Source organism: Corynebacterium testudinoris, assembly GCF_001021045.1.
GTDB lineage: Bacteria > Actinomycetota > Actinomycetes > Mycobacteriales > Mycobacteriaceae > Corynebacterium > Corynebacterium testudinoris.
Genome location: NZ_CP011545.1, coordinates 1,186,179 through 1,210,872 on the forward strand (window position 1 = coordinate 1,186,179; position 24,694 = coordinate 1,210,872).

Below are 24,694 nucleotides of genomic sequence, written 5' to 3' on the forward strand. Positions count from 1 at the left end.
GGGGGTTGAGATGCTGACGCGCGAACCATAACAAATGAAAAACGATGTCATTAAAACTCTCTGTGGGTTTACCCCCGGCTACCGTGAGGGTGTCGTTGATGTTTGGGCACGTGGGCGTCGCAAAGCTCCTGCTCACCGCAATTGCTAATGAAAACGCCTACCAATACCCCCGGCATTGGCCGAGGATCGGGACCTCCGCCGACGCCCGCGCCCACGACCAGTAACATGACGGGCATGACTGATGTTCGAGTTCGCTTCTGCCCTTCGCCCACCGGAACCCCGCACGTCGGACTGGTGCGCACCGCCCTGTTCAACTGGGCATACGCCCGCCACACCGGCGGAGTCATGGTCTTTCGCATCGAAGACACCGATGCGGCCCGCGACAGCGAGGAGTCGTACCAAGCCATCATCGACGGCCTCACCTGGCTCGGCCTCGACTGGGACGAAGGGGTCGAAAAGGGCGGGCCGCACGAGCCCTACCGCCAGTCCCAGCGCATGGACATCTATGCAGATGTCTTAAAAAAGCTTATCGACGCCGGCGAGGTCTACCCCGCCTACTCCACCGCAGCGGAGGTGGAAGAACGCCACAAGGCAGCCGGTCGCGACCCGAAGCTCGGCTACGACAACTTCGATCGCGACTTGAGCGAGGAGCAGGTCGCCGCCTTCGAGGCCGAAGGCCGCCAGCCCGTGTGGCGCCTGCGCATGCCCGAGCAAGACTGGAAGTGGAACGACCTCGTCCGCGGCGAGGTGGAATTCAAAGCCGCCACCCAACCCGACTTCGTCGTCGCCCGCTCCAACGGCGCCCCCCTGTACACCCTGGTCAACCCGGTCGACGATGCCCTCATGCAGGTCACGCACGTCCTCCGCGGCGAGGACCTCCTGCCCTCCACCCCACGCCAGCTCGCACTCTACGAAGCGCTCAAGCGCATCGGCATCACCGACTTCACCCCCGAATTCGGCCACCTGCCCTTCGTTATGGGCGAGGGCAACAAAAAGCTGTCCAAGCGCGACCCCGAATCGAACCTGTTCAACCACCGCGAAAACGGCATCATCCCCGAGGGCATGCTCAACTACCTCGCACTCCTCGGGTGGTCACTGTCCGCGGATCAGGACATCTTCTCGGTCGACGACCTGGTGGCCAACTTTGACGTCGCCGACGTGCTGGGCAACCCCGCCCGCTTCGACCAGAAAAAGCTCGAGGCCATCAACGCCGACCACATTCGTCTGCTCTCCTCCGAGGACTTTGCCGGACGTCTGCGCGCCTACCTGAGCGAGTACACCGACTTCCCGGCCGACTACCCGGCGGACAAGTTCGCCATCGCCGCCGACCTCGTGCACACCCGGATCAAGGTGCTGTCCGACGCCTACGGGCTCCTCAACTTCCTGGTCACCCCGGATTCCGAGCTGGTCCTGGACGAAAAGTCCGCCCGCAAGAACCTCAAGGAGGACGCTGTCGAGCCCCTCGAAGCCGGCATCGTTGCCCTGGAAGCCGTGTCCAACTGGACCACCCCGGAAATCGAAGCTGCCTTGTCCAAGGCACTCATTGAGGATCTGAAGCTCAAGCCCCGCAAGGCGTATGGAGCCCTGCGCGTCGCCGTCTCCGGAGCGGCCGTCTCCCCGCCGCTGTTCGAGTCAATGGAGCTCCTCGGACGCGACTCCACCCTCGCTCGCCTGCGGGCAGCTCGCGCCGTAACTCCCTTCGAGGCCTAAGGGGCGTAGCGGAGCAGATCCCCGGGCTGACAGTCCAGGGCGTGGCATAAAGCGGCCAAGGTGGTGAAACGAACCGCCTTGGCCCTTCCGTTTTTCAGCACCGCGAGATTGGCCGGGGTGATGCCCACCCTCTCGGCGAGCTCTCCAACGGACATCTTGCGTGTGGCCAGCATGACGTCAATATCAACGACGATGCTTCCCTCATCGGTGGCCATCAGATGACCCCCTCGAGATCGGCAGAGAATCCCGTCGCCTTAATGAGGAGAGTGCGCTGGACATAGACGATGAGAGCGACTCCGCACACCAGAAGGGCAGCCAGGAACGCCACGAAGATGAGCCCCGGTGCATCATCTACCTCGGCGACGACGTAACCCGCGACAAGGATGCAGGCGGCGAACCCAAAAATGGCGCCAATGATGCGGTTTACCCAGCGAATGGCCGTGGGGGAGAAGACCGTATCGGCGTTGACCAAGTTGAGTAGCTTCCAAATGCACACCGCAGCGAATTGGAGGCAACCCAAGCCGATGACAATGCACAGGGTGAGGGCTATCCGGGCAAGGAGTGCTTCGGTGCCGAAGAAGAGGATGCCGATGGCAAAGCGGAGTTGAATGGCACCGCTGCCGATGATGCCGAGGATGAGAATGCCCCGGAGAAGGGTGACGAGTCTGGCTGACATAGCGCTCCTACTATCGATGAACGTGAGAAACCTATCGTATATCGATAGACTGGCGATTGGGAAGTCATGCTTCGGTGCGGGCGGGGTGGCGGCTCGGAATGTGCCGTGGCCAGCGGATTTGGCCATGTTGCACCATTGTGGTTATAGTATTCAACGTTGCTCACCGCGAGTGAGGGACAAAAAATCACATAGTGGCCTATGGTGTAATTGGCAACACAACGGTTTCTGGTACCGTCATTCTAGGTTCGAGTCCTGGTAGGCCAGCCGCAGAGCAATCTGCTGGCGAAGGTTCATTCGCTTCGCCCCGTTCGTCTAGCGGCCTAGGACGTCGGCCTCTCACGCCGGTAACACGGGTTCAAATCCCGTACGGGGTACAACTGCCAACAAGGCTTCCAAACGCAATGTTTGGAGGCCTTGTTGGCGTTTCGGAAACAAGTTTCACCCCCGAACTAACTTTTGGTGCGTGGCTCACAGCTGGGCCAATAGTGTGGCGGGGGTAACGTCTGATAACGATTGTGTCAAAGACCCTTTTCAGGCCGGTGGACTGGGCATATAGTGCAATTAACGGAGAGGATCCCACCTCAAAGACCCGGTACCAGGTAGAGGGAAGATCGGTACTCCGACTGTAGGAAGATACCGGAAGGAGAGCATATGGCAGAAAGTTATAACCATATCTCCGGACGCATCGCAGGCGTCCTCCCATAAGCGGCATCGCCAGAATCCAGAACTTCCAGGCGCACAGCATGCGCGAAGTAGGAGCTACACGGGAGCGATATGAAGCGAATGGCGTCAACCGAACCCCACGGTAAGGACAAGCCAACCCCCGGCCCCTAAAGTTCCCAAGGAACCCCAGCGGACGTGGCCACGAGGCATCACGAACTCGGGTCAACGAAACTTTCGCAACCACAGTCGGTAGCGGTGGATCTCCCATCGTCCAAGGTTCGGAATCACCCACCACCTCGCAGGTGGTGGGTTTCTATGTGCCCATTCCGACCCGGACAATGCTCGTTGGCCAGGTGATTTGTGGCAGAAGTAGGGGGCAGATTATTGTTATGAAGTCCTCATCGGACACCGCGAAAATAGCGAACCAGCCCCGTTCGTCTAGCGGCCTAGGACGTCGGCCTCTCACGCCGGTAACACGGGTTCAAATCCCGTACGGGGTACAACTATCAGGGCCTCCCACCACTTGGTGGGAGGCCCTGATTTTTTGTTGGCAGGCTTGGTGCCTACAAGAATTCTCTAGAATGCATCCGGCCAACTCACGTTTCCGCAGGTCGCGGAAAGTGGGCATTCGCATTCTAGAGAATTCATGTTGATCGCGACGCCCTGATCGCGACGCCAGCCACTTCCGGCGACGAAAGAACAGTGTGCGAAGGCGTTGTAGCTCCGGGGAGTTCAATAGGATTAGTCGGCAGGGCGGAAACTGCGGACGCCCAATGCAATGAGGGCAACTCCACCCGCCGCATTGATCACCCGGATCCACCTCCGAGGATCGAAACGGACAGCTAGGGACGTCAATCCAAACGACCATGCGCCGAGCCACACGGTCATGACAACAATATGGACACCGGCCAAGGTGAGCATGGCAGACACGGAAACGCCTTCGGTGTTGACGAACTGTGGAGCCAGCGTGAGATACACCGAGGCAGCCTTCACATTCAAAACATTTGCCACATACGCCTGCCATAGTCGTCGACACTGATGCCCGGCAGAGTCTGTCTGTTCGTTCCGGGAGGTCTTCGGCTGGCGGCGATAACCTTGCCAAATGAGATACATCCCGAGACCAACCAAATAGACCGCCCCGGCCAGGCGGACAACGTGGTAAAGCTCGGCGGAGCGCATTACCAACGCAGCGAGTCCAAAACCTGCGAGAACGGCATGAGTCAGGATTCCGGCCGCCGTCCCGACGATGGTCGCCCAAGCACCTCGTCGATCGCCAGCCAGACCGCGAGTACTGACCAGCGCGAAGCTCGCTCCGGGTGTCAGTACCAGAGGCGTGATGGCCAAGCCGAAGCCGAGAATCGCTGCTAGCGGAAGCATAAAGACATTCTCTTCCACGATCGGGCGGCACACAAGGGCGGGTTGAGGGACGAAAAGGGTCGGAGATCTATCCTCAAATAGCCACCTCAACAGCGATCAACAGGTCTCACTTGAGGCGGTGGACTGCCGTACTGCCTTAAGTCTCATCGGCGGGCCGCCGATGGAAGACGCCCAGGCCTTCATACTTCCGCCATGAGCGCCTTTCTCGGGCAGCTGCACTACTCAATGCGGCGAGTCATTCGGAGTACTGACTAAGGACGACGCCCCCGTACTAGGCCGGAGCACCAGCACTTCTTGTTCCTTGACTCCACGCGGACCATAAAACCCGCACTTCCTAACAACTCCAGGGTGAATCCCCCTTCCAAACCCGCAAAGTTGTTAGGAAGTGCGGGTTTTGGGTTAGCCACCAAACCAGAAAAGCAGCCAAGAGCATTTGTACTCGTGTTACCGGCATGGGAGGCCCTGATTTTTTCGTTGGCAGGCTTGGTGGCTACCAGAATTCTCTAGAATGCATCCGGCCAACTCACGTTTCCGCAGGTCGCGGAAAATGGGTGTTCGCGTTCTAGAGAATTCATGTTGATCGCGACGCCCTGATCGCGACGCCAGCTACTTCCAGCGACGAAAGAACAGTGTGCGAAGGCCTACAACGCTTTCGACAGCTGGTGCGCGGAATTGACTAGTTCGGCGCTCCACTTGTCGCCGGGGTGGGGGCGTAGGCGTTCGGCGGGGCCGGAGATGGAGAGTACGGCGACGAGGGTGCCTGCGGAGGAGAAGACGGGGGCGGAGAGGGAGGCGAGGCCGACTTCGCGCTCGGCGACGGACTCGGACCAGCCTTGGAGGCGGACCTCGTCGAGTTCCTCGGCGGTGAAGGCAGCGTGGGGGAGGAGGGCGTCGCGAAGCTGTGTGCTGCCGTGGGCGAGGAAGATTTTGGCGGCGGACCCGGAGGTGAGGGGGAGTTGGGAGCCGACGGGGACGGTGTTTTGGAGTCCGCTGGCGGGTTCTTGGGAGGCGACGCAGGTGCGGGTGTCGCCGTCGAGCTCGTAGAGCTGGACGGATTCTCCGGTGACGTCTTTGAGTGCGGACATGAGGGGGAGGGCGGCGTCGATAAGCAGGTCTTTGCCGCCGGCATTGAGGGCGGCGATGGTGGGGCCGGTGGACCAGCGGCCGTCTGTGCCGCGGGAAAGGAGGCGGTGTGCTTCGAGGGCGGTGGCCAGGCGATGTGTGGTGGCGCGGGGCAGGCCGGTTCTCTCGCACAGTTCGGTGAGCGAGAGTGGTTCGGCGGCGACCGCTTGGAGGATTGCTACGGAGCGATCGAGTACTTTAATGCCGGAAACTGCGATATACTGTCCCATGCGGTGATACTATCATCCCATCGTATGAGATTTCTAGAAGGAAAGAGGCGGTGAACATCCATGGCCGACAAGCTCACGCTCGCCGAGAAGGTGTGGAATGACCATATTGTTGCCAAGGGCGAGAACGGGGACCCCGATCTGCTCTATATCGATCTGCAGCTCCTCCACGAAGTTACCTCCCCGCAGGCCTTCGATGGGCTGCGCCTCGCTGGACGTAAGCTTCGCCGCCCTGACCTTCACCTCGCTACCGAGGATCACAACGTGCCCACCGAGGGCATTGTGTCCGGCAACCTGCTTGAGATCGCGGAGCCGACTTCGCGGGTCCAGGTGGAAACCCTGCGCAAGAACTGCGCCGAGTTTGGGGTGCGCCTGCACCCGATGGGTGACGTCAAGCAGGGAATCGTGCACACCGTGGGTCCGCAGCTCGGCGCGACGCAGCCGGGCATGACGATCGTCTGCGGCGATTCGCACACCTCCACGCACGGCGCGTTCGGGTCGATCGCGATGGGCATTGGTACCTCCGAGGTCGAGCACGTCATGGCCACGCAGACTCTGCCGCTCAAGCCGTTTAAGACAATGGCCATCGAGGTCTCCGGTGAGCTGCAGCCGGGGGTGACGGCGAAGGATCTCATTCTGGCGATCATCGCCAAGATCGGTACCGGCGGCGGCCAGGGGCACATCATCGAATACCGCGGCGAGGCGATAGAAAAGCTCTCCATGGAAGCCCGCATGACGATCTGCAACATGTCGATTGAGGCCGGTGCCCGAGCTGGCATGGTCGCCCCGGACGAGAAGACCTTCGAGTACGTTCATGGCCGCGAGTTCGCTCCGAAGGGCGCCGATTGGGACGCCGCCGTGGAGTATTGGAAGACCTTGCCGACGGATGAGGGCGCGACCTTCGACACGGTTGTGGAGATCGACGGTTCAGCGCTGACCCCCTTTATCACCTGGGGCACCAACCCAGGTCAGGGCCTGCCGCTGAGCGCGGATGTCCCGGACCCGGAGTCCTTCACCAATGACTCCGACAAGGCCGCCGCTGAGAAGGCCCTGGCCTACATGGGCTTGGTCCCCGGCACCCCGCTTCGCGACGTCGCCATTGACACCGTCTTCCTCGGATCCTGCACCAATGCGCGGATCGAGGACCTGCGGGCCGCCGCCGAGGTCGTCCAAGGCCGCTCGATCGCCGCGAACACTCGCATGCTCGTCGTCCCTTCCTCGACCATGGTCAAGGAACAGGCCGAAGAAGAGGGGCTGGACAAGATCTTCACCGAGTTCGGTGCCGAGTGGCGCACCGCCGGCTGCTCCATGTGCTTAGGCATGAACCCCGACCAGCTCAAGCCCGGTGAGCGTTCCGCGTCTACCTCGAACCGCAACTTCGAAGGCCGTCAAGGCCCGGGAGGACGCACGCACCTCGTGTCTCCGCCCGTTGCCGCCGCCACCGCAGTCCTGGGGCACCTCGCCTCTCCCGCCGACCTCTCAGGAGACAATCGTGGATAAGTTCACCACTCACACCGGGGTCGGAGTCCCGCTGACCCGCTCGAACGTCGACACCGACCAAATCATCCCTGCCGTCTACCTCAAGCGCGTCACCCGCACCGGCTTCGAGGACGGCCTGTTCGCCGGTTGGCGCAAGGACGAGAACTTCGTCCTCAACCAGGAGCCCTACCGCAATGGTTCGATCCTCGTCGCGGGCCCCGATTTTGGCACCGGTTCCTCCCGCGAACACGCCGTGTGGGCGCTCATGGACTACGGCTTCCGCGTCGTGCTGTCCTCGCGCTTCGCCGACATCTTCCGCGGCAACTCCGGCAAAGCTGGTTTCCTCGCCGGGGAGATGGAGGAAGCCGACATCGAGTTGCTGTGGAAGCAGCTCGAAGCCGAGCCGGGCATGGAAATCACCGTCGACCTCGATTCCCGCACGGTCAGCGCGGGGGAGAACGTCTACCGGTTCTCCGTCGACGACTACACCCGTTGGCGGCTGATGGAAGGCCTCGACGACATCGGCCTGACGCTTCGCGACGAACCCGCCATCACCCGCTACGAAAACACCCGGCCATCCTTCAAACCGGAAATCACGGCCTGAGGGAACTATTTCACCGGGAGCGGACTGGCTAGATAGTCCGCGCCGGTGAGCTGGCCCTCGTTAAAGGACAGGACCCACACGGACGCCTTCTTCGCTTCGATCTCGTGGAGCGGGAGGCGTCCGTTCGCGCTAAGCCAGGCAATCATGTCGGGGATGATGGTGCCTTGGGCGACGACGACGGAGGTACCTCCGGCGTCGATAAGCTCTTGAAAGCGCGCTTGCGCGCTCACCATATCCGACAGCCAGGCGTCATCGCCCAAGGCCGGATCGACGACCACGTCGAGGTTGAGCTCATCCGCCAACGGGGCAGCCGTGGCCTGGCACCGATCGGGCAGCGCCGAATAGACCGTATGCGGCTTATAAGGAAGCAGCATCGGGACGAGCATCTCCGCCTGCCGACGCCCCTTCTTATCCAACGGGCGCAGATTGTCATCGCCGTGCCAATTGCGGCGCTGATGCGCGCGAGCATGGCGGACATACAAGATGCGGGAAGTCGCCGGGAGGCGGAAACGCTTCTCCGCCTTCGCTAACACCTGGATATCCACGTCATAACTGAGCAGTTCGCGGGCTTGCGCGATCGGCAGCCACCGGATCTCATCCACCTCGCCATTCGGGGTGAACTCACCGCCAATGACCTCGCCGGTCCAGTAGTACACCACCTTCGTGCGGTCGAGAACCGGATAGGTCACTTTGCCCAGGAGCTTGCCCAGGCGAATGTCGTAGCCCGTCTCCTCGAGGATCTCGCGGGCAGCGGTCGTCGGCAGCGACTCACCTGGATCGACCTTGCCCTTGGCCAACGACCAATCGTCATAATGCGGGCGGTGAATAACCGCGACCTCAAGGGAGTCCACATCAGTGATGTCGCCCCGCCACAGCACCGCGCCGGCCGCGAGCGTCGCCCGCTTAAACTGCCCCGCGGGGTCAGCGGGGATCACCTGATGGCGGCCGTTGACCAGCAAGGCAGAATCCTTATCCTTGTCGATCTCATGTCGCTGGGGTTTTTTCGCCATGACACTCCTTCAAAATGGTGAACTGCGTTGCTCCCATCTTGACGCATGACAGGCTGCGACGCACGATAGACACCCAATCGTGACCGGTAGCTTGGCCCGGGGGAAACGTCATCCTTTAAGCTGTTTGTACCAACTAACGAAAAGGGGAGAGCCACGTGGTCAACGTCGCAGTCATGGGAGCCGGATCGTGGGGAACTACCCTCGCGAAGGTCTTCGCTGATGCCGGGAACACCGTCACGCTCTGGGCCCGCCGCCCTGAGCTGGCCGAACAGATCCAGACCACCCACACCAACCCCGACTACCTCGGCGACATCGTGCTCCCCGCCGCTATCACCGCGACCTCGGATGCCGCCGCCGCGCTAGAAAACGCCACCATCGTGGTCTTCGCCGTCCCCAGCCAGACGATGCGCGACAACCTCACCGACTGGGCCCCACTCATTCCTGCCGACGCCACCTTGGTCAGTATTTCCAAGGGTGTGGAAACCGGGACCTACCTGCGCATGAGCGAGGTCATCTGCCAGATCACTGGCGCCGACCCCACACGGGTGGCGGTGCTGTCCGGCCCGAACCTCGCGCGCGAAATCGCCGAGGAACAGCCCGCCGCCACCGTCATCGCGTGCGTGGACGACAACCGCGCCAAGCTCGTCCAAGCAGCCGTGGCCACGCCGTACCTGCGCCCCTACACCAACACCGATGTGGTGGGGGTCGAACTCGGTGGAGCCTGCAAGAACGTCATCGCCTTAGCGTGTGGCATGGCGGCCGGCCGTGGACTGGGTGAAAACACCCTGGCTTCCTTGATCACCCGCGGCCTGGCGGAAGTCACTCGACTTGGCGCGGCCATGGGCGCCGATCCCAGTACCTTCGCCGGGCTGGCTGGCATGGGCGACCTCGTGGCCACCTGCACCTCGCCGCTGTCCCGTAACCGCACCTTCGGTCTCCGGCTCGGAGAAGGCGGCACCCTCGAAGAAGCGACGGAAGCTACCCACGGCCAGGTAGCCGAGGGCGTCATCTCCTCCAATTCCATTTTCCAGCTGGCGGAAGCCAACCGAGTGGAGATGCCGATCACTCAAGCGGTATTCGCGGTGTGCCACAAGGGACTGGAGGTCTCTGACATGGTGACGGCGTTGATGGGCCGGTCAAAGAAGTCGGAATAGGGCGCGCGCCTGGAAAGGGTGATGTGACTAGCCTCATTAATCGAGAAGCCTGGATTGGTCACTCGATTAATGAGGCTAGTCAGATCGCACTTTGGCAGCCTCCCTCGAACGCTGCGCCACTTCCTGTCACGTGCGCCAGCCGGGTAGGCTAACCGCCATGGAAAAGCCACAACGTATTCGCGTCGGGGTCGTCTATGGCGGCCGTAGTTCAGAACATTCAGTTTCCTGCGTCTCTGCGGGGGCGATCATGGACCACCTGGACCCCGAGGCCTTCGACGTCGTGGCTATCGGCATCACACCGGAGGGGAAGTGGACGGCGGGGGAGTCAGATCCCAGCGTTCTCGTCTTCCGAGATGGCCAGCTGCCCACCGTTGGTGACGAGGGCCCTGAACTCGCCCTTTCCCTTAACCCGGCCACGCGGGGCCAGATCCGCAATGCCGAGACCGGTGAGCTTCATGCCACGGTCGATGTCATTTTCCCGGCGCTTCACGGTCTCTTCGGCGAGGACGGCACCATTCAGGGGTTGCTGGAGATGGCGGGCATTCCCTACGTGGGTACCGGCGTCCTTTCTTCCGCCTGCGGCATGGATAAGGAGTACATGAGGAAGCTCATGGCGGCGGTCGGTTTGCCGATCACCCCGGAGGTGATCTTGCGGGATCGCACGGAGCTCACGACCGAAGAAAAGGCAAACCTCGGCCTCCCGGTGTTTGTCAAGCCTGCTCGCGGGGGTTCATCAATCGGGGTATCCAAGGTGACGGACTGGGCCGATCTGCCAGCCGCCGTTGCCCTGGCACTGGAATTCGACAACAAGGTCATCGTCGAGGCCGAGATCGTCGGCGAAGAAGTAGAGGTAGGCGTGTTGGAGCGCCCGGACGGCAGCGTCGTTGCCTCGGTCCCGGCCATGCTCAACGGCACCGGCGACTCGGTCGAAGGTTTCTATGGTTTCGAGACCAAATACCTCGATGATGTGGTTACGGCCACGATCCCGGCGCCCTTCGACGAGGACATGACCACAGCGCTGCAAAGCATGGCCATCGATACGTTCCAGGCCCTTAACTGCGAGGGCCTGGCTCGGGTGGACTTCTTTGTCACTGATCAGGGCCCGGTGGTCAACGAGATCAACACCATGCCCGGCTTCACGCCCATTTCGATGTATCCACAGGCCTTCGCGGCGAGTGGTCTCGCCTACGAGGACCTCTTGCGCACCCTCGTCGAGGAGGCACTCGCCCGCTAGGACTGCTCCGGGGTGTGCTCGGCGATGAGTCGGCCCAAGGTCACCACGGCGGCATTGCCCACTTCCTGGGGCGCGCTCACGGCGATGTCGGTCGAGCGTCCCAGCGCGAACCAGGTGGAGGACGTCGTGCCATTGGCCAGCGTCGTGTCCTCGAACCAGGGGATGTCGTCGACTTGGGTGAGACGGGCGCCGGCCTCGTAGTTGGCGGGCGGGGCGACGCCGCAGCGGATGACCACCGGTTCCCGGCCGATTGCGGCCCAGGCCGCGGTGGTGGTCTCGGGGACGTCGATACGCGAATAGCCATCGGCGACTGACTCTGGCAGTGCGGCCATCAGTGGCCCGCAATCGCCGACATCGCCAGCGGCGAGCTGGGACAGCGGCGCCGGGTTGGGCTGTGTAGCAACAACGGGAAGCGTGGACACGGCGCCCGCGAGCTCAGTGACGGGGTCGGCCGCGGAACCCAGGGAAGCCTCATCAGCGGTGACGGCGACGACCGGGGAGCGGTTGACGGTGTACCAGGAGGAGAGGGTTGAGCCGGGCGTAACGTCCGATACCTGCAGCCATTCCACCCCATCAATGTCTTGGACCTGCGAGTATTCGTTGTACTGCATGGGTAGGTCGATGCCGCAGCGGAAGGTGATGCGCTCGGTGGAGCTGGAGGCCCACGCGGCGACGCCGGCGGGAGCGGGCTCGGCGATCTGGGCCCGGTCGTGGCCCACCACATCCTCGGGCAACGCGTCCACAACGGCCGCGCATTCGGCGGAGTCCGCCATCGGCGCGGGAAGTTCCGTCATGCCGACGGGCTGGTCGGCGGCTCGGCTGAACACGAGCTTCGCCCCCAGGAGTACCCCCACCACCATCGCCACGGCCAAGACCAGGGAGAGATAGATGGCGGTTTTCCCGGAACGGCTAAATTGGGTGGAGGCAATGGTGCTCATGGACCGCAAGTCTATCGAAAGGACTGGTGTGACCCACTTCCCATCCCACTTTTCCGGCCCGACGCTCGGTGAGGTCGGCGAGCATCGCGCAATTGAGGCAATCGTGCAGGCCGCCCCGTCGACGCGAAATGGTGATGATGCGGCGGTGTTGTCCCACGCCTCGCCTAATTCTCAGGGGGTGGCTACGACGGACATGCTCATTGAGGGTCGGCATTTTTCCGTGGATTGGTCCACGCCGGAGGAGATTGGTCAGAAGGCGATTGTGCAGAACTTCGCCGATATTGAGGCGATGGGGGCTCGTCCGATCGCCGCGTTGTTGGCCATCGCGGCCCCGCCGGAGACGCCGCTGAGCTATCTCACGGGCATCGCCGCGGGCATCGCGGAGCGGGTGGGGTCGTATTCGGCTGAGCTTGTGGGTGGGGATCTGACCTCGGCGAATGAGCTCGTCATTTCGGTGACGGCCATCGGTTCGCTCGGTGGTTCCCGTCCGCCGCTGCGGCTCGACCGTGCTCGCCTGGGCCAACGGGTTGTCGCCCATGGCCGGATCGGATGGTCGGCAGCCGGCTTGGCCCTGCTCAGGGCCTTCGGTCGCGCGGACATCCCGCCGGTGTTTGGACCGCTTATCGACGCCCACTGTGCCCCACGCCTCAACCCCGGTCGCGGGGTCATCGCCCGCGCCACGGGCGCGACGGCGATGACGGACAATTCCGATGGCCTCGTCGTTGACCTGTCCACGGTGGCCAGGCGCTCCGGGGTGGGCATCGACCTCCATTCCGCCGACATCAGCCCCGATGAGTTGCTGTTCCAGGCAGCCGAGCTTCTCAACGCCGACCCGTGGGAGTGGGTCCTCTCTGGCGGGGAAGATCACACTCTTTTGGCCACCACCGCGGGGGAACCACCCTCCGGTTTCCGGGCCATTGGCAGGGTGACCAAGGGTGATGGCGTCACCGTTGATGGTGCTGCGCCCGCTTACACCGACGGATGGGTGAGTTTTTAACATGTTGCCCGTTCACTCCTCCTGGCTCCCGGCACTTGAACCCGTGGAAGATCGCATCCACGCCTTGGGAGATTTCCTCCGCTCCGAACCCGCCTACCTCCCAGCTGGCGATGACATCCTTCGTGCCTTCCAGAATCCTTTCGACGAGGTGAAGGTCCTGATCGTTGGCCAGGACCCGTATCCCACACCTGGTCATCCCATGGGCTTGAGCTTTTCCACCCGGCCCGGGGTGCGGCCACTGCCGCGCAGCCTGCAGAACATTTTCCGGGAGCTGGGCACCGACCTTGGTCTGCCCGTCGCTGAGGATGGTGATTTGAGCCCGTGGACGCGCCAGGGCGTTCTCCTCCTCAATAGGGTCCTCACCGTCCGGCCTGGTGCCCCGGCCTCGCACCGTAAGAAAGGGTGGGAAGAGGTGACCGAGGCCGCGATCCGGGCCCTGGCTGCCCGGGATCAGCCACTGGTTTCACTTCTGTGGGGCCGCGATGCCCAATCGGCTGCCCGTTTCTTAGGCGATCATCCTCGGATCGAGTCAGCTCATCCCTCACCGTTGTCGGCCTCGCGCGGGTTCTTCGGTTCGCGACCATTTTCCCGGGCCAATGACCTGCTCGTTGCCGCCGGAGCCGAACCGGTGAACTGGCAGCTGTAGACTAACGTCCTATGTCCTTTCCGCGTGCGATAGACGGTCCCCGGCTGTATGACTGGGCGACTCGTTCGGTCGCTGAGCTTTCGGCCCGGCGGGCGGAAATCAACGCCCTCAATGTTTTCCCGGTCCCGGATGCGGATACCGGTTCGAACATGGCGCACACGATGGAAGCCGCCCTGGCGGAGGCCAAGAAGTTGGCCAGCCACGATGACGTTGCCCAGGTCGCGCGGGCGTTGTCCATTGGCAGCGTGCGGGGTGCCCGGGGAAATTCTGGGTTGGTGCTGAGCCAGGTGCTCCGGGCGATTGCTGATGCCGCTGTGGTCGGCCAGATCGCGGGCCCGGATGTCGCCTACGCGCTGACCACGGCCGTGCAGTTGGTGGATCGGGCGATCTCCAAGCCGGTGGAGGGCACCATCATTACCGTGTTGCGCTCCGCCGCACTTGCCGCCCAGGAAGCGGGGGAGGATCTCCACGAGGTTGTCACGGCTGCTGTTGCCGCCGCCCGGATTGCGTTGGCCAAAACTCCCTCCCAGCTTGATGTGCTCCGCGATGCCGGGGTGGTCGACGCCGGTGGCATGGGCCTGCTCGTCCTGCTGGAGGCGCTGCTCGCCGAGGTCGAAGGCAGCGCCGCCGTCAGTTCCGCACCGACGGAGGTTCACGGTCAGGCCGCGGAACTGGAGATCATGTTCTTCTTCACCGGCGATCTCGCGCTGCTTGAGCAACGTTTGCAGGGGATGGGCGATAGCCTGGGCATCGCGCGGGCAGAGGAGAACTGCGGCAGCGTCCACATTCATTCTCGTCAGGCCGGTCCAGTTATTGAGGCGGCCTTTGCCACCGGTCAGGTCACTGATCTGCGCCTCGAAGTGCTTCCCGATGCCCCCCAAGTCGGCGCCCCCCGCCGCGTCGTCGTGGCCGTCACCCCGGCCGGTTCCATCGCGGAGCTGTACCGGGAGGCGGGCGCGGTCGTGGTCACGCCGGGGGAGGATATTGTTTCGGAGATCCTCGCCGAGGTGCGCACCACCAGCGCCCAGGAACTCATATTGTTGCCCAATGGCCAGCTGGATCAGCGCCAGCTCGTTGCCGTTGAGCGCGCCACCCATGCTTTCGAGCAGACCCTCACCATCGTCCCCACGAGCCGCCTGGTCTCTGGTATTGCTGCGCTGACCGTGCACAATCCTTCCGTCCCGGTGAGCGTGGCGGCCTATGCCATGACCGAGGCCGCCGCGGCGATGCGCACCACCATCCTCACCGAGTGCGCTCCGGGCGAAACTGTGGAGCAGGCGACCGAGCGGGTGTGCCTGCCTTTGCTGGGGGACGGGGCGGAGCAGGTGGTTGTGCTGTCGCGGGTGGAGCTGGACGTCGATAAGCTAGAGGCCGAATTGGGCCTCGATGTGATGGCCTTCCCCGCGGACGGGCTGGACCACTTGGTGGAGATCGGAGTCGAGTAGTGCTCGGATGGTCGGATGATCGGCTGCTAACCGCGGTCCTCCCTGCGAAGGAGGCCAAGGCCATCACCTCCGCCTTCGGCTATGAAACCTGCGGCGAGCTGCTCGAACACTTCCCGCGCGCCTACTCTCGTCACGGCTCCGGCGTGCTCGCCGAGGACGCTGAAGAAGGCGACATGATCACCTGCGTGGGAGAGGTCACCGGAGTGACCACCCAACCGTTGGCCCGCGGCAACACCGTCACGCGCGTGACCATCGACGACGGCCGTACCGTCTTCACCGCCTCCTTTTTCCACTCCGCCTACGTGGCGAACATCCTCCACCGCGGCGTGCGGGCCATGTTCGCCGGCAAGCTGAAGTTCTTCCGCGGAACCCCGCAGCTCCAGCACCCGGACTTCATCGTCATCCCCGAGCCGGGGCGAAAAGGCGTCGGGACGGGCTCGCTGAAAAGCCTCGAAGCCTACGGCGACCCGGATGAACTCCTGAGCAAGCTCGATTACGTTCCCGTCTACCCGGCGACCTCGCGCATCACCTCCTGGCGGATCATGAGCGCCATCCAGCACGTTTTGGCCACCCTGCCGCCCATTCCGGAGCCCCTCGGTGATACCCCCGAAGGCATGGTCAGCTTCGATCACTGCATCCGTGGCATCCACCTGCCCGGCCCGGAGGGCCCCGAGCCGAACCTGCGTCGGTTCAAGTACAACGAGGCCATCACCCTCGGGTTGGTGATGGCTTTACGACGTCTCGATACCCTCAAGCGCGTCGCCCCCGCCCTCCCCGCCACGCCGGACGGCTACCGGGCCGAGCTGCTGGGCCGCCTGCCCTACGAGCTCACCGCAGGGCAGGAGGAAGTCCTCGCGGACATCACCGCCGACATCTCCGCCGACCACCCCATGAGCCGCCTCCTCCAAGGCGAGGTCGGCTCCGGCAAAACCATCGTCTCCCTCCTCGCGATGCTGCAGGCCGTCGACGCCGGCCGCCAATGCGCCCTGCTCGCGCCGACGGAAGTCCTGGCAGTCCAGCATGCGCGCACCCTCACCGCCCTGCTTGCCGACGCCGCCGTCCCCGCCACCGTCGTCCCCCTCACCGGGTCCATGCCGGTGTCCGCCAAACGCCAAGCCCTGCTGGACATCGTCTCCGGCCAAGCCGACATCGTCGTGGGCACCCACGCGATCATCCAGGACAGCGTCGAGTTCTTCGACCTCGGGCTCGTCGTCGTCGACGAACAACACCGCTTTGGCGTGGAACAACGCGATCGCCTGCGCACCAAAGGCCGCGACGGTATCACCCCACACCTGCTGGTCATGACCGCCACTCCCATCCCGCGCACCATCGCCATGACCGTATTCGGCGATCTCTCTCTATCCACGCTGAAAGAGCTCCCCGGCGGTCGCGTGCCCATCCACTCCAGCCTCGTGCCCGAGTCCCGCCCCACGTGGGTCCACCGCGCCCTCCAGCGCATCCGCGAGGAGATCGACGCCGGCCATCAGGCCTACATCGTCTGCCCTCGCATTGACGGCGACGGGGGAGTGCTCGACTTCTTCGAGGTCCTCTCCTCCGGCCCGTTTGCCGATTACCGCATCGGCATCCTGCACGGCCGCATGCCCACCGACGCCAAGGACGAGGTCATGGGGATGTTCGTCGCCGGCGAACTGGACATCCTCATCGCGACGACCGTCATCGAGGTCGGCGTCGACGTCCCCAATGCCTCCATCATGCTCGTCCGCGAAGCCGACCACTTCGGCGTCTCCCAGCTCCACCAGCTGCGCGGCCGCGTCGGCCGAGGCGCCCGCGCCTCCCTGTGCCTGTTCCACACCTTCGCCGAACCCGGCAGCCCCGGGTATCAACGCCTGGAACAAATCGCCGCCACGACCGACGGCTTCGCCCTCGCCGAACTCGATCTCTACCAACGCCAAGAGGGCGATGTGCTCGGTACCTCCCAATCCGGCGCCGTACGCACTGTGAAGCTGCTCAACCTGCTCCAAGACATCGACATCATCACACTCGCGAATGCCGACGCCGCAGCTCTGGTGGACCGTCATCCCCTCCTCGCGCAGCGCCTGGTCCTGGAGATTGACCGCGATGATCGGGAGTACTTGGAGAAGAGCTAGTTTTTGAGGGAAACTAGTTGCTGTACAAAGTAGTTGCGATTACGATGGGGGAATGTCAGACACCCTAAGTCTCGGAGACTGGTTGCGTCCGGCACTGCCATTGCTGTTGTTGAAATTTCTCATGGTCCGTCCGAGCCACGGCTATGGATTGGTCGAGCAATTGCGTGAGGCGGGCATCGAGGCTCGAGGAACAACGGTGTACCCGCACTTGAACAAACTGCAGGAAGCCGGCTACATCACCAGCCAGTGGCGAACGCCTGAAGCCGGTCCGGCTAAAAAAATCCTCACAGTTACCGATGCAGGGCGAAGCCACTTCCGAGACCTGGAACAAACATGGTCGGCGGCACGTGAGCTGATAAACACAACGCTCCATTCGACGAGCGAACAATGACAGGAGCACTATCCCGTGAGCTACCACAATGACCTTGCCTACCAGCTTCGCCGCCGAGGCTGTGATGAAGACCAAGTCTCCGAAGTTTTGTACACGGTCGATGACGCGGTGAACTCCACCGGACGCACCGCCGAAGAGGAGTTCGGGCGGCCTGAGGCTTACGCCGAGAAGTTCGAAGGCCCTAAGAAGAGCACGCCGGGCAGGAAGGTACTCGGCGTGTTTGGGTTTCTCGGAATCCTCGGCGTGGCGGTGTATGCCATCTGGCCACAGTGGTTTGGGTTCACCAATGTGATCGTCGAGCAATTCGCCGGAATAATTGTTTTGCTTCTACTCCTCATCCTTGGGGTAGCTATCGGGTCAATCGTTGACCACCGGCTCCCCACTAGCTACACGGAGCACCAACGGCTCCCACGCCGATGAATAAGCCGACTTTCCCGGAACTAGCCTCGGGACGTTTAAGCACCTCGGCACATCCTCGGTTGAGGACCGCAGCTCTAGCGGTGGGTGGATGCATCGCGATCACCATCGTTGTGTTCGGTGCCGTGGTTCTCTTAGCCCTGGCAATCGATGCGATGCGCGACAACCTAGTCGGAGTGCTTTCGCTGACGCTAGTCGTCCATGCGATTCTCTGTCTGTTTTTCTTGGTGCAACTTCTTCAGCGGACCGGGGTGTCCCCAGCTGCGATCGGAGTGTGCCGCCCTACATGGCGACTAGCTCACTTGATGTGGCAGATCCCTAGCGCCTTGATCATTCTGGTCGCGATCCAGGCCACCATGTTTGCAGTCCTCGGCGGGGAAGACCCCATACCCGGAAGTAGCACCAGCGAAGGCATGGCCGGACTATCACCAGTGTTCGCTATGGCAGGTTTCATCGGCATAGCCGTGTTGACACCCTTGTGGGAAGAGCTACTTTTTCGCGGCGTGCTGCTGAGTTCAATGCGCCAACGCTGGGGGCCGGGCATCGCCGTCGTGGCATCCTCGGTGATCTTCGCAATCGTGCATGGGATCCCGATTCTGCTGCCGTACATGCTGGGCCTTGGTCTTGTCTTGGGAGGTTTGCGGATCTTCCACGGCAACCTCTGGGCACCCTTGGCTATGCACATCACCATCAACTCCATCGCCTCGGCGACGATCCTGGCGGCCTTGGTGTAGCTCCTCGGTCCAGGCTTCCTAGCCACGGTAGCCGGTGCATTAGGGTGTAACCATGAACATCTTCGCCCCATTCGCCGGCATTGTGCGATATCACGTCGCCGTCGGTGACACCGTCGCCACAGGAGATCGGCTGGCCACGGTAGAAGCAGTGAAGCTCGAAGCTCCCGTTGTCGCCCCGGGGCCCGGGGTGGTTACCGGCATTTCTCATGAGGACTTCAGTGATGTGCTGGGCGGCGATGTGCTGCTGGAGGTGGGGGCATGACCCGCATCATCGCTGGTGAGGCCCGCGGGCGAACCATCAAAGTGCCGCCGCGTGGCACGCGGCCGACTTCTGACCGTGCCCGCGAAGGACTCTTCTCCTCGTTGCAGGTGCGCTTTGGATTCCTCGAGGCCCGCGTGCTTGATCTCTTTGCAGGTTCTGGCGCGCTTGGCTTGGAGGCGGCTTCGCGGGGGGCCGCGGAGGTCGTGTTAGTTGAGAGCGATCCCCAGGCGGTGGAGGTGATTCTTCACAACGTGGGCGTCGTTAAGCATCCTGCCGTGCGTGTGGAGGCGATGAAGGCATCGACCTACGTGGCGCAGGCCCCGCAGAATTACTTTGACATGGTGCTCGCTGACCCGCCGTATGACCTCGCTGATGAGGCGGTGCGCGACATGCTGGAAGCATTGGAGCCCGCGCTTACTGATGGCGCGGCCGTGGTCGTTGAGCGACATGTTGACTCCCCGGAAACGGATTGGCCTGCCGGTTTCGAACCGACCACCCAAAAGTTGAAAAAGCGCACGTACGGCATTGCCCGCATGGACATGGCCGTCTACCACCGTGCAGATTAACGCCGACTAACGCCGACAAACCAGGAGAAGCGATGAAAGCCGTCTGCCCCGGATCCTTTGACCCCGTCACCATGGGACACCTCGACATCTATCGGCGCGCTGCCTCCCACTTCGATGAAGTCATCGTCTTGGTGACGGGAAACCCGAAGAAACCCTCTGGGCTATTTTCGGTGGAGGAACGCATCGACCTCATTGAGCGGGTCACCCAAGACATCCCCAATCTGCGCGTGGATTGGTGGGCGGGTCTGCTCGTGGATTACACGACGAAGCACGGGGTGAATGCCCTGGTCAAGGGCCTGCGCACAGCCCTGGACTACGAATACGAACTCCCGATGGCGCAAATGAACCGCCGCCTGTCGGGGGTTGACACCTTCTTCCTCCTCACCGATGAAAAATACGGCTACATTTCCTCCTCGCTGTGCAAAGAGGTGGCCCGATACGGGGGCGACGTGTCCGGATTGCTTCCCGACCTCGTCGTGGATGCGGTAACCGCCAAATACCGAGAGGCGTTGGGGTAGCCTAATCGGGTGTTCCTTGATCTAGCTCTCATTTTCATCGTTGTCGTCATCGGCTCGGCGATGCAGCGCATCTCCGGCATGGGACTGGGGCTCATCGCCGGACCCGTCCTCGTGGTCATCATGGGGCCCGTGGAGGGCATTCTGGTGGTGAACATCCTCGCGTTCCTCAACGCTGCGGCGACCACGATGACGGTGCGCGAATATGTCGACTGGCGCAAATTTGCCATCATCTCTTCGGTGCTCATCGTCGGTTCGGTACCAGCGGCCTTGCTCGTCCGCGAAGTCTCTGGAGATCTCCTGCAAGCCCTGGTCGGCGGGCTGCTGCTGCTGGCGCTAGCCGTCACGACCTTTGGCAAGCGGTTCATTCCGCCGGTTTCGGGCACCGCTCCGGCCGTTGTCGCCGGCATCGCGGGCGGCTTCATGAACACCCTCGCCGGTATCGCGGGCCCAGCCATCACCGTGTACGCACAGGCTTCACGATGGCCGCAGCAGTCCTTCGCTGCGACCCTGCAGCCGATCTTCATGGTCGCCGGACTGATTTCATTCCTGACCAAGGTGCTATCTGGCGCGGGCGATCTCACTCAGACCGACTGGCTCATTTGGCCCGTCGGCGTCCTCGGCATGGCACTTGGCCTGTGGATCGGGGTGCAGCTCAGCCGGAAGGTGCCGCGTGAACAAGCCCGCAAACTCTCGTTGCTGCTGGCCACCGCGGGCGGTCTTACGGCCCTCATCCGCGGCATAAGCGGGATGATCTAAGCCGCGATCGCGGCTAGAGCAACGACGAGAGGAACGCCTGGGTGCGGCGCTCGCGCGGATTGTCCAGCACCTCCGCCGGAGTGCCATTTTCGACGACCACGCCACCATCCATGAAGGCCACCGAATCGGCGACTTCGCGGGCAAAACCCATCTCATGGGTGACCACCAGCATGGTCATGCCGTCGTTAGCCAATTCCTTCATCACTCGCAGAACTTCCCCGACAAGTTCGGGGTCGAGGGCTGAGGTGGGCTCGTCGAAAAGCATCAGTTTGGGTTCCATGGCAACCGCCCGGGCGATCGCGATGCGCTGTTGCTGACCACCGGAAAGCTGCAGCGGGTAGGCATTGGCCTTGTGCGTCAACCCCACCTTTTCCAGCAGCTCCATACCGCGCTCCTTGGCTGCGGCAGCTGAGACGCCCTTGACATGGATGGGTGCCTCAATGATGTTCTCCAGCGCCGTGCGGTGCGGGAAAAGATTGAATTGCTGGAACACCATGCCGATATCGGCGCGCTGGCGGGCCGCGTCCTTCTCGGAAATCTCGTACAGCACTCCATCGCGCTCGCGGTAGCCGATGAGATCGCCGTCGACGTAGAGCCGACCAGCGGTGACCTGCTCGAGGTGGTTCACGCAGCGCAGGAAAGTGGACTTGCCGGAGCCGGACGGGCCGATGAGGCAGGTGACGGTACCGGTGGGCACCTGCATGTCGATGCCCTTGAGCACCTCGAGTTGCCCGAAAGACTTGCACACCTGCTGGGCGTCGATCATGAGATCGGTCATGACTAGTTCTCCTTCACGATCGTGACGTTGCCGGGGACGGTGCCCTCAGCATCAGCCAAGGACGCCAGCTGACGGGCGGTGAGCTGGCGCGTGGCACCCTTCTCAAAGTGCTTTTCCAGGAAGTGCTGGCCCACCATGAGCAACGACGTCACGGCCAGGTACCACGTCGCGGCGACTAGCAGCATCGGTACCGGCTCGAAGAGTGCGGCGGCGATATCCATTGAGCGACCATAAAGTTCCAAGCTGTAGGGGACCGCAACGACGAGCGAGGTGGTCTTGAGCATGGAGATCAATTCATTGCCGGTCGGGGGAATGATGATGCGCATGGCCTGCGGAAGAACCGTGCGGCGCATGGTCATCCACCAGCTCATGCCCAACGCCTTGGATGCTTCCATCTGGCCTTCAGGAACGGAGGAAATACCGGAGCGGACGATTTCGGCCATGTAGGCGGCCTCGTTGAGGCCCAGGCCAAGAACAGCGAGAATGAAAGCGTTCTTGAGCATCCCGCTGAGATCAACCTCAGTGAACCCGACGTTGATACTTTGATAAAGCGAGCCGAGCAGGCCCCAGAATACCAGCTGCACGTACACCGGAGTGCCGCGGAACACCCACAGGTAACCCCACGCCACGCCCCGCAACACGGGATTCGGCGACATGCGCATGACCGCGAGAGTGGCGCCGAGGACGACGCCGATGAGCATCGCCAAAACAGTCAGCGCCAGCGTGTGCAACGCGGCGGTAGCGATACGGGTATCGAAAAGATAGCTGCGGTATGTCGCCCAACCGTAGGCCTCATTGGTCACAGCGCCAATAATGAACCAGGCCGTCACAGCGAGCACGATGGCCGCCAACACCCACCGTCCCGGATGGCGCAGAGGCTTCGCCTGAATAGGCTGCGGGGTGGTGGTCATGAGGAAATTCCTTCCACAGGTTCTTCATTGATCAGGGCCTGATCCAGCAGACCAGTTTCGACGCCCCACTGGGCGAGAATGCGTTCATAGTCACCGTTGTCGATGAGGTGCTGCAAGGCGGCCGCCATCGCGGGCCCGAGGGGAGAGTCCTTCGGCAGCGCCCACCCATAGGGCGCAGCCTGGAACATCTCACCCGTCAGCTCCATCTTTCCCTCCGACCGCGACACGGCCCAGGCGGTCACCGGGGAGTCGGCCGACAGTGCATCGGCGCGACCGACGAGAAGTGCAAGCGCGGCATTGTCGGAGGTGTCATAAGAAAGGATGGTGATGGGATCTTCGCCCGCCTCTTCGCACGCCTCCGACTTGGGGCGAACATCATCGGTCTCTGACACCGTGGTGCGCTGAACCGCCACTGTCAAGCCACAGGCGTTGTCCGGATCAACCGGGACACCCGTCTGCTGAGCCCACAGCACACCCGCATACAGAAAATTAACAAAGTCAAAATTCTGGCGACGCTCCGGATTGTCCGTGAAACCACTAGCGCCAATATCCAGCGTTCCAGCCTGGACCGCAGGCAAAATCATGGCGAAGTCCTGCTCCACAGGCGCAAATTCCAGACCCATGACGGCAGCAGCCGCCCGCGCAAGATCCATTTCTAACCCGATGATGTCACCGTTGGAATCTTTGAACTCAAAAGGCGCGAAAGGCGGATTGCTACCACCGGTGAGAACACCATCCGCACTGACAGCCTCCGGAACCATGGCCGCAATCTCCGGAACCTCATCAGGGATAATCGGTTCCCACCCCTCTGGCTTGCCGTCTTCCACATTGGTGACGCAACTAGCCAGGAGAGTCGAGGCCGCCAGAGTGGACACAACGGCAGTCAGCTTCCGCTTCGTTGTCGGACGCATCATCAGTTCGGCTGCGTTTCCGAGACAACATCCGAATCGCTGCGAGCGGAAGCCACCCGGTCAGCGATGATAAAGGCGAGCACAATGGCACCGCCGAGCACGGCGAGACCAACGATGGGGAGAAGGTTATCGCCGGGCGCGAGCAGCTCCGCATCGGGAGACTGCCACGGCCACAACGCACGCAAGGAACCCAGCATGAGGCCGGCCATGACGGTGAGAGTCAGCGAGCGGTAACGCTCCATAGCCTTGGTGAGCAGGCGGATGAACAAGATGATGCCCAGCAAAGCGCCAGCAGCGAAGGTCAGGATGACGGTCCAGTTTCGATCCGAGATAGCGCCCATGACGGGGGAGTACAGGCCAACCGCCATGAGGAAGAACGATCCTGAAATGCCGGGAAGCACGAGAGCACAAATAGCGATGGACGCCGCCAAGAAGATAACGATCAGCGACGGATTGGTCTGCGGTGCCGAAGTGAATCCGGTCGCGAAGAAGCTCAACGCCGCCGCGAGGACGAATACCAGGCCAAGCACCCATCCGCGCTTGCGCACATCACGGGGATCCATCATCGCCAACGGCACCCAGATAGACACCGTCACCATGCCAAGGAACAACCCGCGGGCGTACTCCGTGTTCTCCTCGACGAAGGTGTGCATGACCGTCGACATGGTGAACACAGCGGTCACCATGCCCACGCCCACAGCAGCGAGGAAGAACCAGTCGACCTGGCTGAACTTGCGGCGTAGCAGCGCATTGCCGTTGTGCAAAGCGCGTTCGTAGATACCGACAACCAAGGCGACCGTGCCACCGGAAATGCCAGGCACGAGCTCAGCCATGCCGATGAGGGCACCGCGAACAATGTTGGCCGCAATAGTCAAAGGACTCTGCGACATCGGGGCTGGATGAATGGTGTTAGTGGACACGTTGCCTTTCGAGGGCCTCTCGTAGGCCTTCCAAAGGCCTTCCATGGTCAAGGGCATGAATCGACCTCCAACTTTAGAGCATGGCTCCGCAAAATCAGAGTGAGACGCAGCGAAAGCGGCACATCAATGCTGTCTGACCG

Annotated in this window: 27 protein-coding genes and 3 tRNA genes; 20 read left to right on the forward strand and 10 right to left on the reverse strand. The window is 62.4% G+C overall.

The window, feature by feature from the left end:
* Window positions 1–98 precede the first annotated feature (98 nt).
* On the forward strand, window positions 99–224 hold the full coding sequence (locus CTEST_RS13920; protein ID WP_260452868.1) for a hypothetical protein: 126 nt from the start codon (window positions 99–101) through the stop codon (window positions 222–224).
* Between the two features lies 1 nt (window position 225).
* The gene (gltX, locus tag CTEST_RS05755) at window positions 226–1,710 is read left to right on the forward strand and encodes a glutamate--tRNA ligase (protein WP_047252942.1); all 1,485 of its coding nucleotides are present in this window, start codon (window positions 226–228) and stop codon (window positions 1,708–1,710) included.
* On the opposite strand, the gene CTEST_RS05760 is transcribed toward gltX, so the two are convergent.
* Entirely contained in the window at window positions 1,707–1,925 is a 219-nt protein-coding gene (locus CTEST_RS05760; RefSeq protein ID WP_047252943.1) for a helix-turn-helix domain-containing protein, read from the reverse strand. The genes gltX and CTEST_RS05760 overlap by 4 nt on opposite strands.
* Complete coding sequence (locus CTEST_RS05765) at window positions 1,925–2,386, reverse strand: DUF2975 domain-containing protein (protein WP_047252944.1); 462 nt, start codon at window positions 2,384–2,386, stop codon at window positions 1,925–1,927. Before CTEST_RS05765 ends, CTEST_RS05760 begins: the two co-directional genes overlap by 1 nt.
* Window positions 2,387–2,578: 192 nt before the next feature.
* Here CTEST_RS05765 and CTEST_RS05770 point away from each other — a divergent pair.
* From CTEST_RS05770 to CTEST_RS05780, 3 genes are all read left to right on the forward strand, one after another.
* Window positions 2,579–2,650, forward strand: a tRNA-Gln gene (locus tag CTEST_RS05770).
* Window positions 2,651–2,687: 37 nt separating this feature from the next.
* Window positions 2,688–2,760 (forward strand) — tRNA-Glu (locus tag CTEST_RS05775).
* Between the two features lie 716 nt (window positions 2,761–3,476).
* Window positions 3,477–3,549 (forward strand) — tRNA-Glu (locus tag CTEST_RS05780).
* 241 nt (window positions 3,550–3,790) lie between these two features.
* On the opposite strand, the gene CTEST_RS05785 is transcribed toward CTEST_RS05780, so the two are convergent.
* Together CTEST_RS05785 and CTEST_RS05790 are read right to left on the reverse strand one after the other, a co-directional pair.
* Window positions 3,791–4,444 carry a LysE family translocator gene (locus CTEST_RS05785; RefSeq protein ID WP_236686153.1) on the reverse strand — a complete coding sequence of 218 codons (654 nt, stop codon included), beginning with the start codon at window positions 4,442–4,444 and terminating at the stop codon, window positions 3,791–3,793.
* Between the two features lie 623 nt (window positions 4,445–5,067).
* A complete protein-coding gene (locus CTEST_RS05790) occupies window positions 5,068–5,778 on the reverse strand; it encodes an IclR family transcriptional regulator (RefSeq protein WP_047252946.1) in 711 nt (236 codons plus the stop codon).
* A gap of 60 nt (window positions 5,779–5,838) precedes the next feature.
* Here CTEST_RS05790 and leuC point away from each other — a divergent pair, with 60 nt between their 5' ends.
* On the forward strand, window positions 5,839–7,275 hold the full coding sequence (gene leuC / locus CTEST_RS05795; protein ID WP_047252947.1) for a 3-isopropylmalate dehydratase large subunit: 1,437 nt from the start codon (window positions 5,839–5,841) through the stop codon (window positions 7,273–7,275).
* On the forward strand, window positions 7,268–7,858 hold the full coding sequence (leuD, locus tag CTEST_RS05800; RefSeq protein ID WP_047252948.1) for a 3-isopropylmalate dehydratase small subunit: 591 nt from the start codon (window positions 7,268–7,270) through the stop codon (window positions 7,856–7,858). Before leuC ends, leuD begins: the two co-directional genes overlap by 8 nt.
* A gap of 5 nt (window positions 7,859–7,863) precedes the next feature.
* Here the strand turns inward: leuD and CTEST_RS05805 are convergent, their stop codons facing one another.
* Complete coding sequence (locus tag CTEST_RS05805; protein WP_047252949.1) at window positions 7,864–8,868, reverse strand: NUDIX hydrolase; 1,005 nt, start codon at window positions 8,866–8,868, stop codon at window positions 7,864–7,866.
* 155 nt (window positions 8,869–9,023) lie between these two features.
* Between CTEST_RS05805 and CTEST_RS05810 the strand changes: the two genes are divergently transcribed.
* A complete protein-coding gene (locus CTEST_RS05810; RefSeq protein WP_269082331.1) occupies window positions 9,024–10,022 on the forward strand; it encodes an NAD(P)H-dependent glycerol-3-phosphate dehydrogenase in 999 nt (332 codons plus the stop codon).
* A 157-nt stretch (window positions 10,023–10,179) separates the two neighbouring features.
* Complete coding sequence (locus CTEST_RS05815; RefSeq protein ID WP_047252950.1) at window positions 10,180–11,256, forward strand: D-alanine--D-alanine ligase family protein; 1,077 nt, start codon at window positions 10,180–10,182, stop codon at window positions 11,254–11,256.
* Here CTEST_RS05815 and CTEST_RS05820 read toward each other — a convergent pair.
* A complete protein-coding gene (locus tag CTEST_RS05820) occupies window positions 11,253–12,194 on the reverse strand; it encodes a DUF3515 domain-containing protein (RefSeq protein WP_047252951.1) in 942 nt (313 codons plus the stop codon). The genes CTEST_RS05815 and CTEST_RS05820 overlap by 4 nt on opposite strands.
* On the opposite strand from CTEST_RS05820, the gene CTEST_RS05825 reads away from it, so the two are divergent.
* The 11 genes from CTEST_RS05825 to CTEST_RS05870 all read left to right on the forward strand — a co-directional run bounded on the left by CTEST_RS05825 (window position 12,193) and on the right by CTEST_RS05870 (window position 21,034).
* Window positions 12,193–13,191 (forward strand): thiamine-phosphate kinase, encoded by a 999-nt coding sequence (locus CTEST_RS05825; RefSeq protein ID WP_047252952.1) that lies wholly within the window; start codon window positions 12,193–12,195, stop codon window positions 13,189–13,191. The two genes, CTEST_RS05820 and CTEST_RS05825, sit on opposite strands and share 2 nt — an antisense overlap.
* 1 nt (window position 13,192) lies before the next feature.
* On the forward strand, window positions 13,193–13,837 hold the full coding sequence (locus CTEST_RS05830) for a uracil-DNA glycosylase (protein ID WP_047252953.1): 645 nt from the start codon (window positions 13,193–13,195) through the stop codon (window positions 13,835–13,837).
* Window positions 13,838–13,848: 11 nt separating this feature from the next.
* Window positions 13,849–15,282: a DAK2 domain-containing protein gene (locus CTEST_RS05835; protein ID WP_047252954.1), complete on the forward strand. Its 1,434-nt coding sequence runs from the start codon at window positions 13,849–13,851 to the stop codon at window positions 15,280–15,282.
* Entirely contained in the window at window positions 15,282–17,390 is a 2,109-nt protein-coding gene (locus CTEST_RS05840; RefSeq protein ID WP_047252955.1) for an ATP-dependent DNA helicase RecG, read from the forward strand. Before CTEST_RS05835 ends, CTEST_RS05840 begins: the two co-directional genes overlap by 1 nt.
* 52 nt (window positions 17,391–17,442) lie before the next feature.
* The gene (locus tag CTEST_RS13320; protein ID WP_083985455.1) at window positions 17,443–17,781 is read left to right on the forward strand and encodes a PadR family transcriptional regulator; all 339 of its coding nucleotides are present in this window, start codon (window positions 17,443–17,445) and stop codon (window positions 17,779–17,781) included.
* Window positions 17,782–17,796: 15 nt separating this feature from the next.
* Window positions 17,797–18,201 (forward strand): DUF1129 domain-containing protein, encoded by a 405-nt coding sequence (locus CTEST_RS05845; RefSeq protein WP_047252956.1) that lies wholly within the window; start codon window positions 17,797–17,799, stop codon window positions 18,199–18,201.
* A 437-nt stretch (window positions 18,202–18,638) separates the two neighbouring features.
* Window positions 18,639–18,932, forward strand: a complete 294-nt coding sequence (locus CTEST_RS13670; protein WP_158408151.1) for a CPBP family intramembrane glutamic endopeptidase — start codon at window positions 18,639–18,641, stop codon at window positions 18,930–18,932.
* Window positions 18,933–18,984: 52 nt separating this feature from the next.
* Window positions 18,985–19,194: an acetyl-CoA carboxylase biotin carboxyl carrier protein subunit gene (locus CTEST_RS05855; RefSeq protein WP_047252958.1), complete on the forward strand. Its 210-nt coding sequence runs from the start codon at window positions 18,985–18,987 to the stop codon at window positions 19,192–19,194.
* Window positions 19,191–19,760: a 16S rRNA (guanine(966)-N(2))-methyltransferase RsmD gene (gene rsmD / locus CTEST_RS05860; protein WP_047252959.1), complete on the forward strand. Its 570-nt coding sequence runs from the start codon at window positions 19,191–19,193 to the stop codon at window positions 19,758–19,760. The genes CTEST_RS05855 and rsmD overlap by 4 nt, the downstream gene beginning before the upstream one ends.
* Window positions 19,761–19,792: 32 nt before the next feature.
* The gene (gene coaD / locus CTEST_RS05865; RefSeq protein ID WP_047252960.1) at window positions 19,793–20,278 is read left to right on the forward strand and encodes a pantetheine-phosphate adenylyltransferase; all 486 of its coding nucleotides are present in this window, start codon (window positions 19,793–19,795) and stop codon (window positions 20,276–20,278) included.
* A gap of 9 nt (window positions 20,279–20,287) precedes the next feature.
* A complete protein-coding gene (locus tag CTEST_RS05870; protein ID WP_269082332.1) occupies window positions 20,288–21,034 on the forward strand; it encodes a sulfite exporter TauE/SafE family protein in 747 nt (248 codons plus the stop codon).
* Window positions 21,035–21,047: 13 nt separating this feature from the next.
* On the opposite strand, the gene CTEST_RS05875 is transcribed toward CTEST_RS05870, so the two are convergent.
* The 4 genes from CTEST_RS05875 to CTEST_RS05890 are packed head-to-tail and all read right to left on the reverse strand — an operon-like array spanning window position 21,048 to window position 24,524.
* On the reverse strand, window positions 21,048–21,812 hold the full coding sequence (locus CTEST_RS05875; protein ID WP_047252961.1) for an amino acid ABC transporter ATP-binding protein: 765 nt from the start codon (window positions 21,810–21,812) through the stop codon (window positions 21,048–21,050).
* Between the two features lie 2 nt (window positions 21,813–21,814).
* A complete protein-coding gene (locus CTEST_RS05880; protein WP_047252962.1) occupies window positions 21,815–22,723 on the reverse strand; it encodes an amino acid ABC transporter permease in 909 nt (302 codons plus the stop codon).
* A complete protein-coding gene (locus CTEST_RS05885) occupies window positions 22,720–23,637 on the reverse strand; it encodes an ABC transporter substrate-binding protein (RefSeq protein ID WP_047252963.1) in 918 nt (305 codons plus the stop codon). Before CTEST_RS05885 ends, CTEST_RS05880 begins: the two co-directional genes overlap by 4 nt.
* Window positions 23,637–24,524 (reverse strand): DUF368 domain-containing protein, encoded by an 888-nt coding sequence (locus tag CTEST_RS05890; RefSeq protein ID WP_083985697.1) that lies wholly within the window; start codon window positions 24,522–24,524, stop codon window positions 23,637–23,639. Before CTEST_RS05890 ends, CTEST_RS05885 begins: the two co-directional genes overlap by 1 nt.
* Window positions 24,525–24,694: the final 170 nt, after the last annotated feature.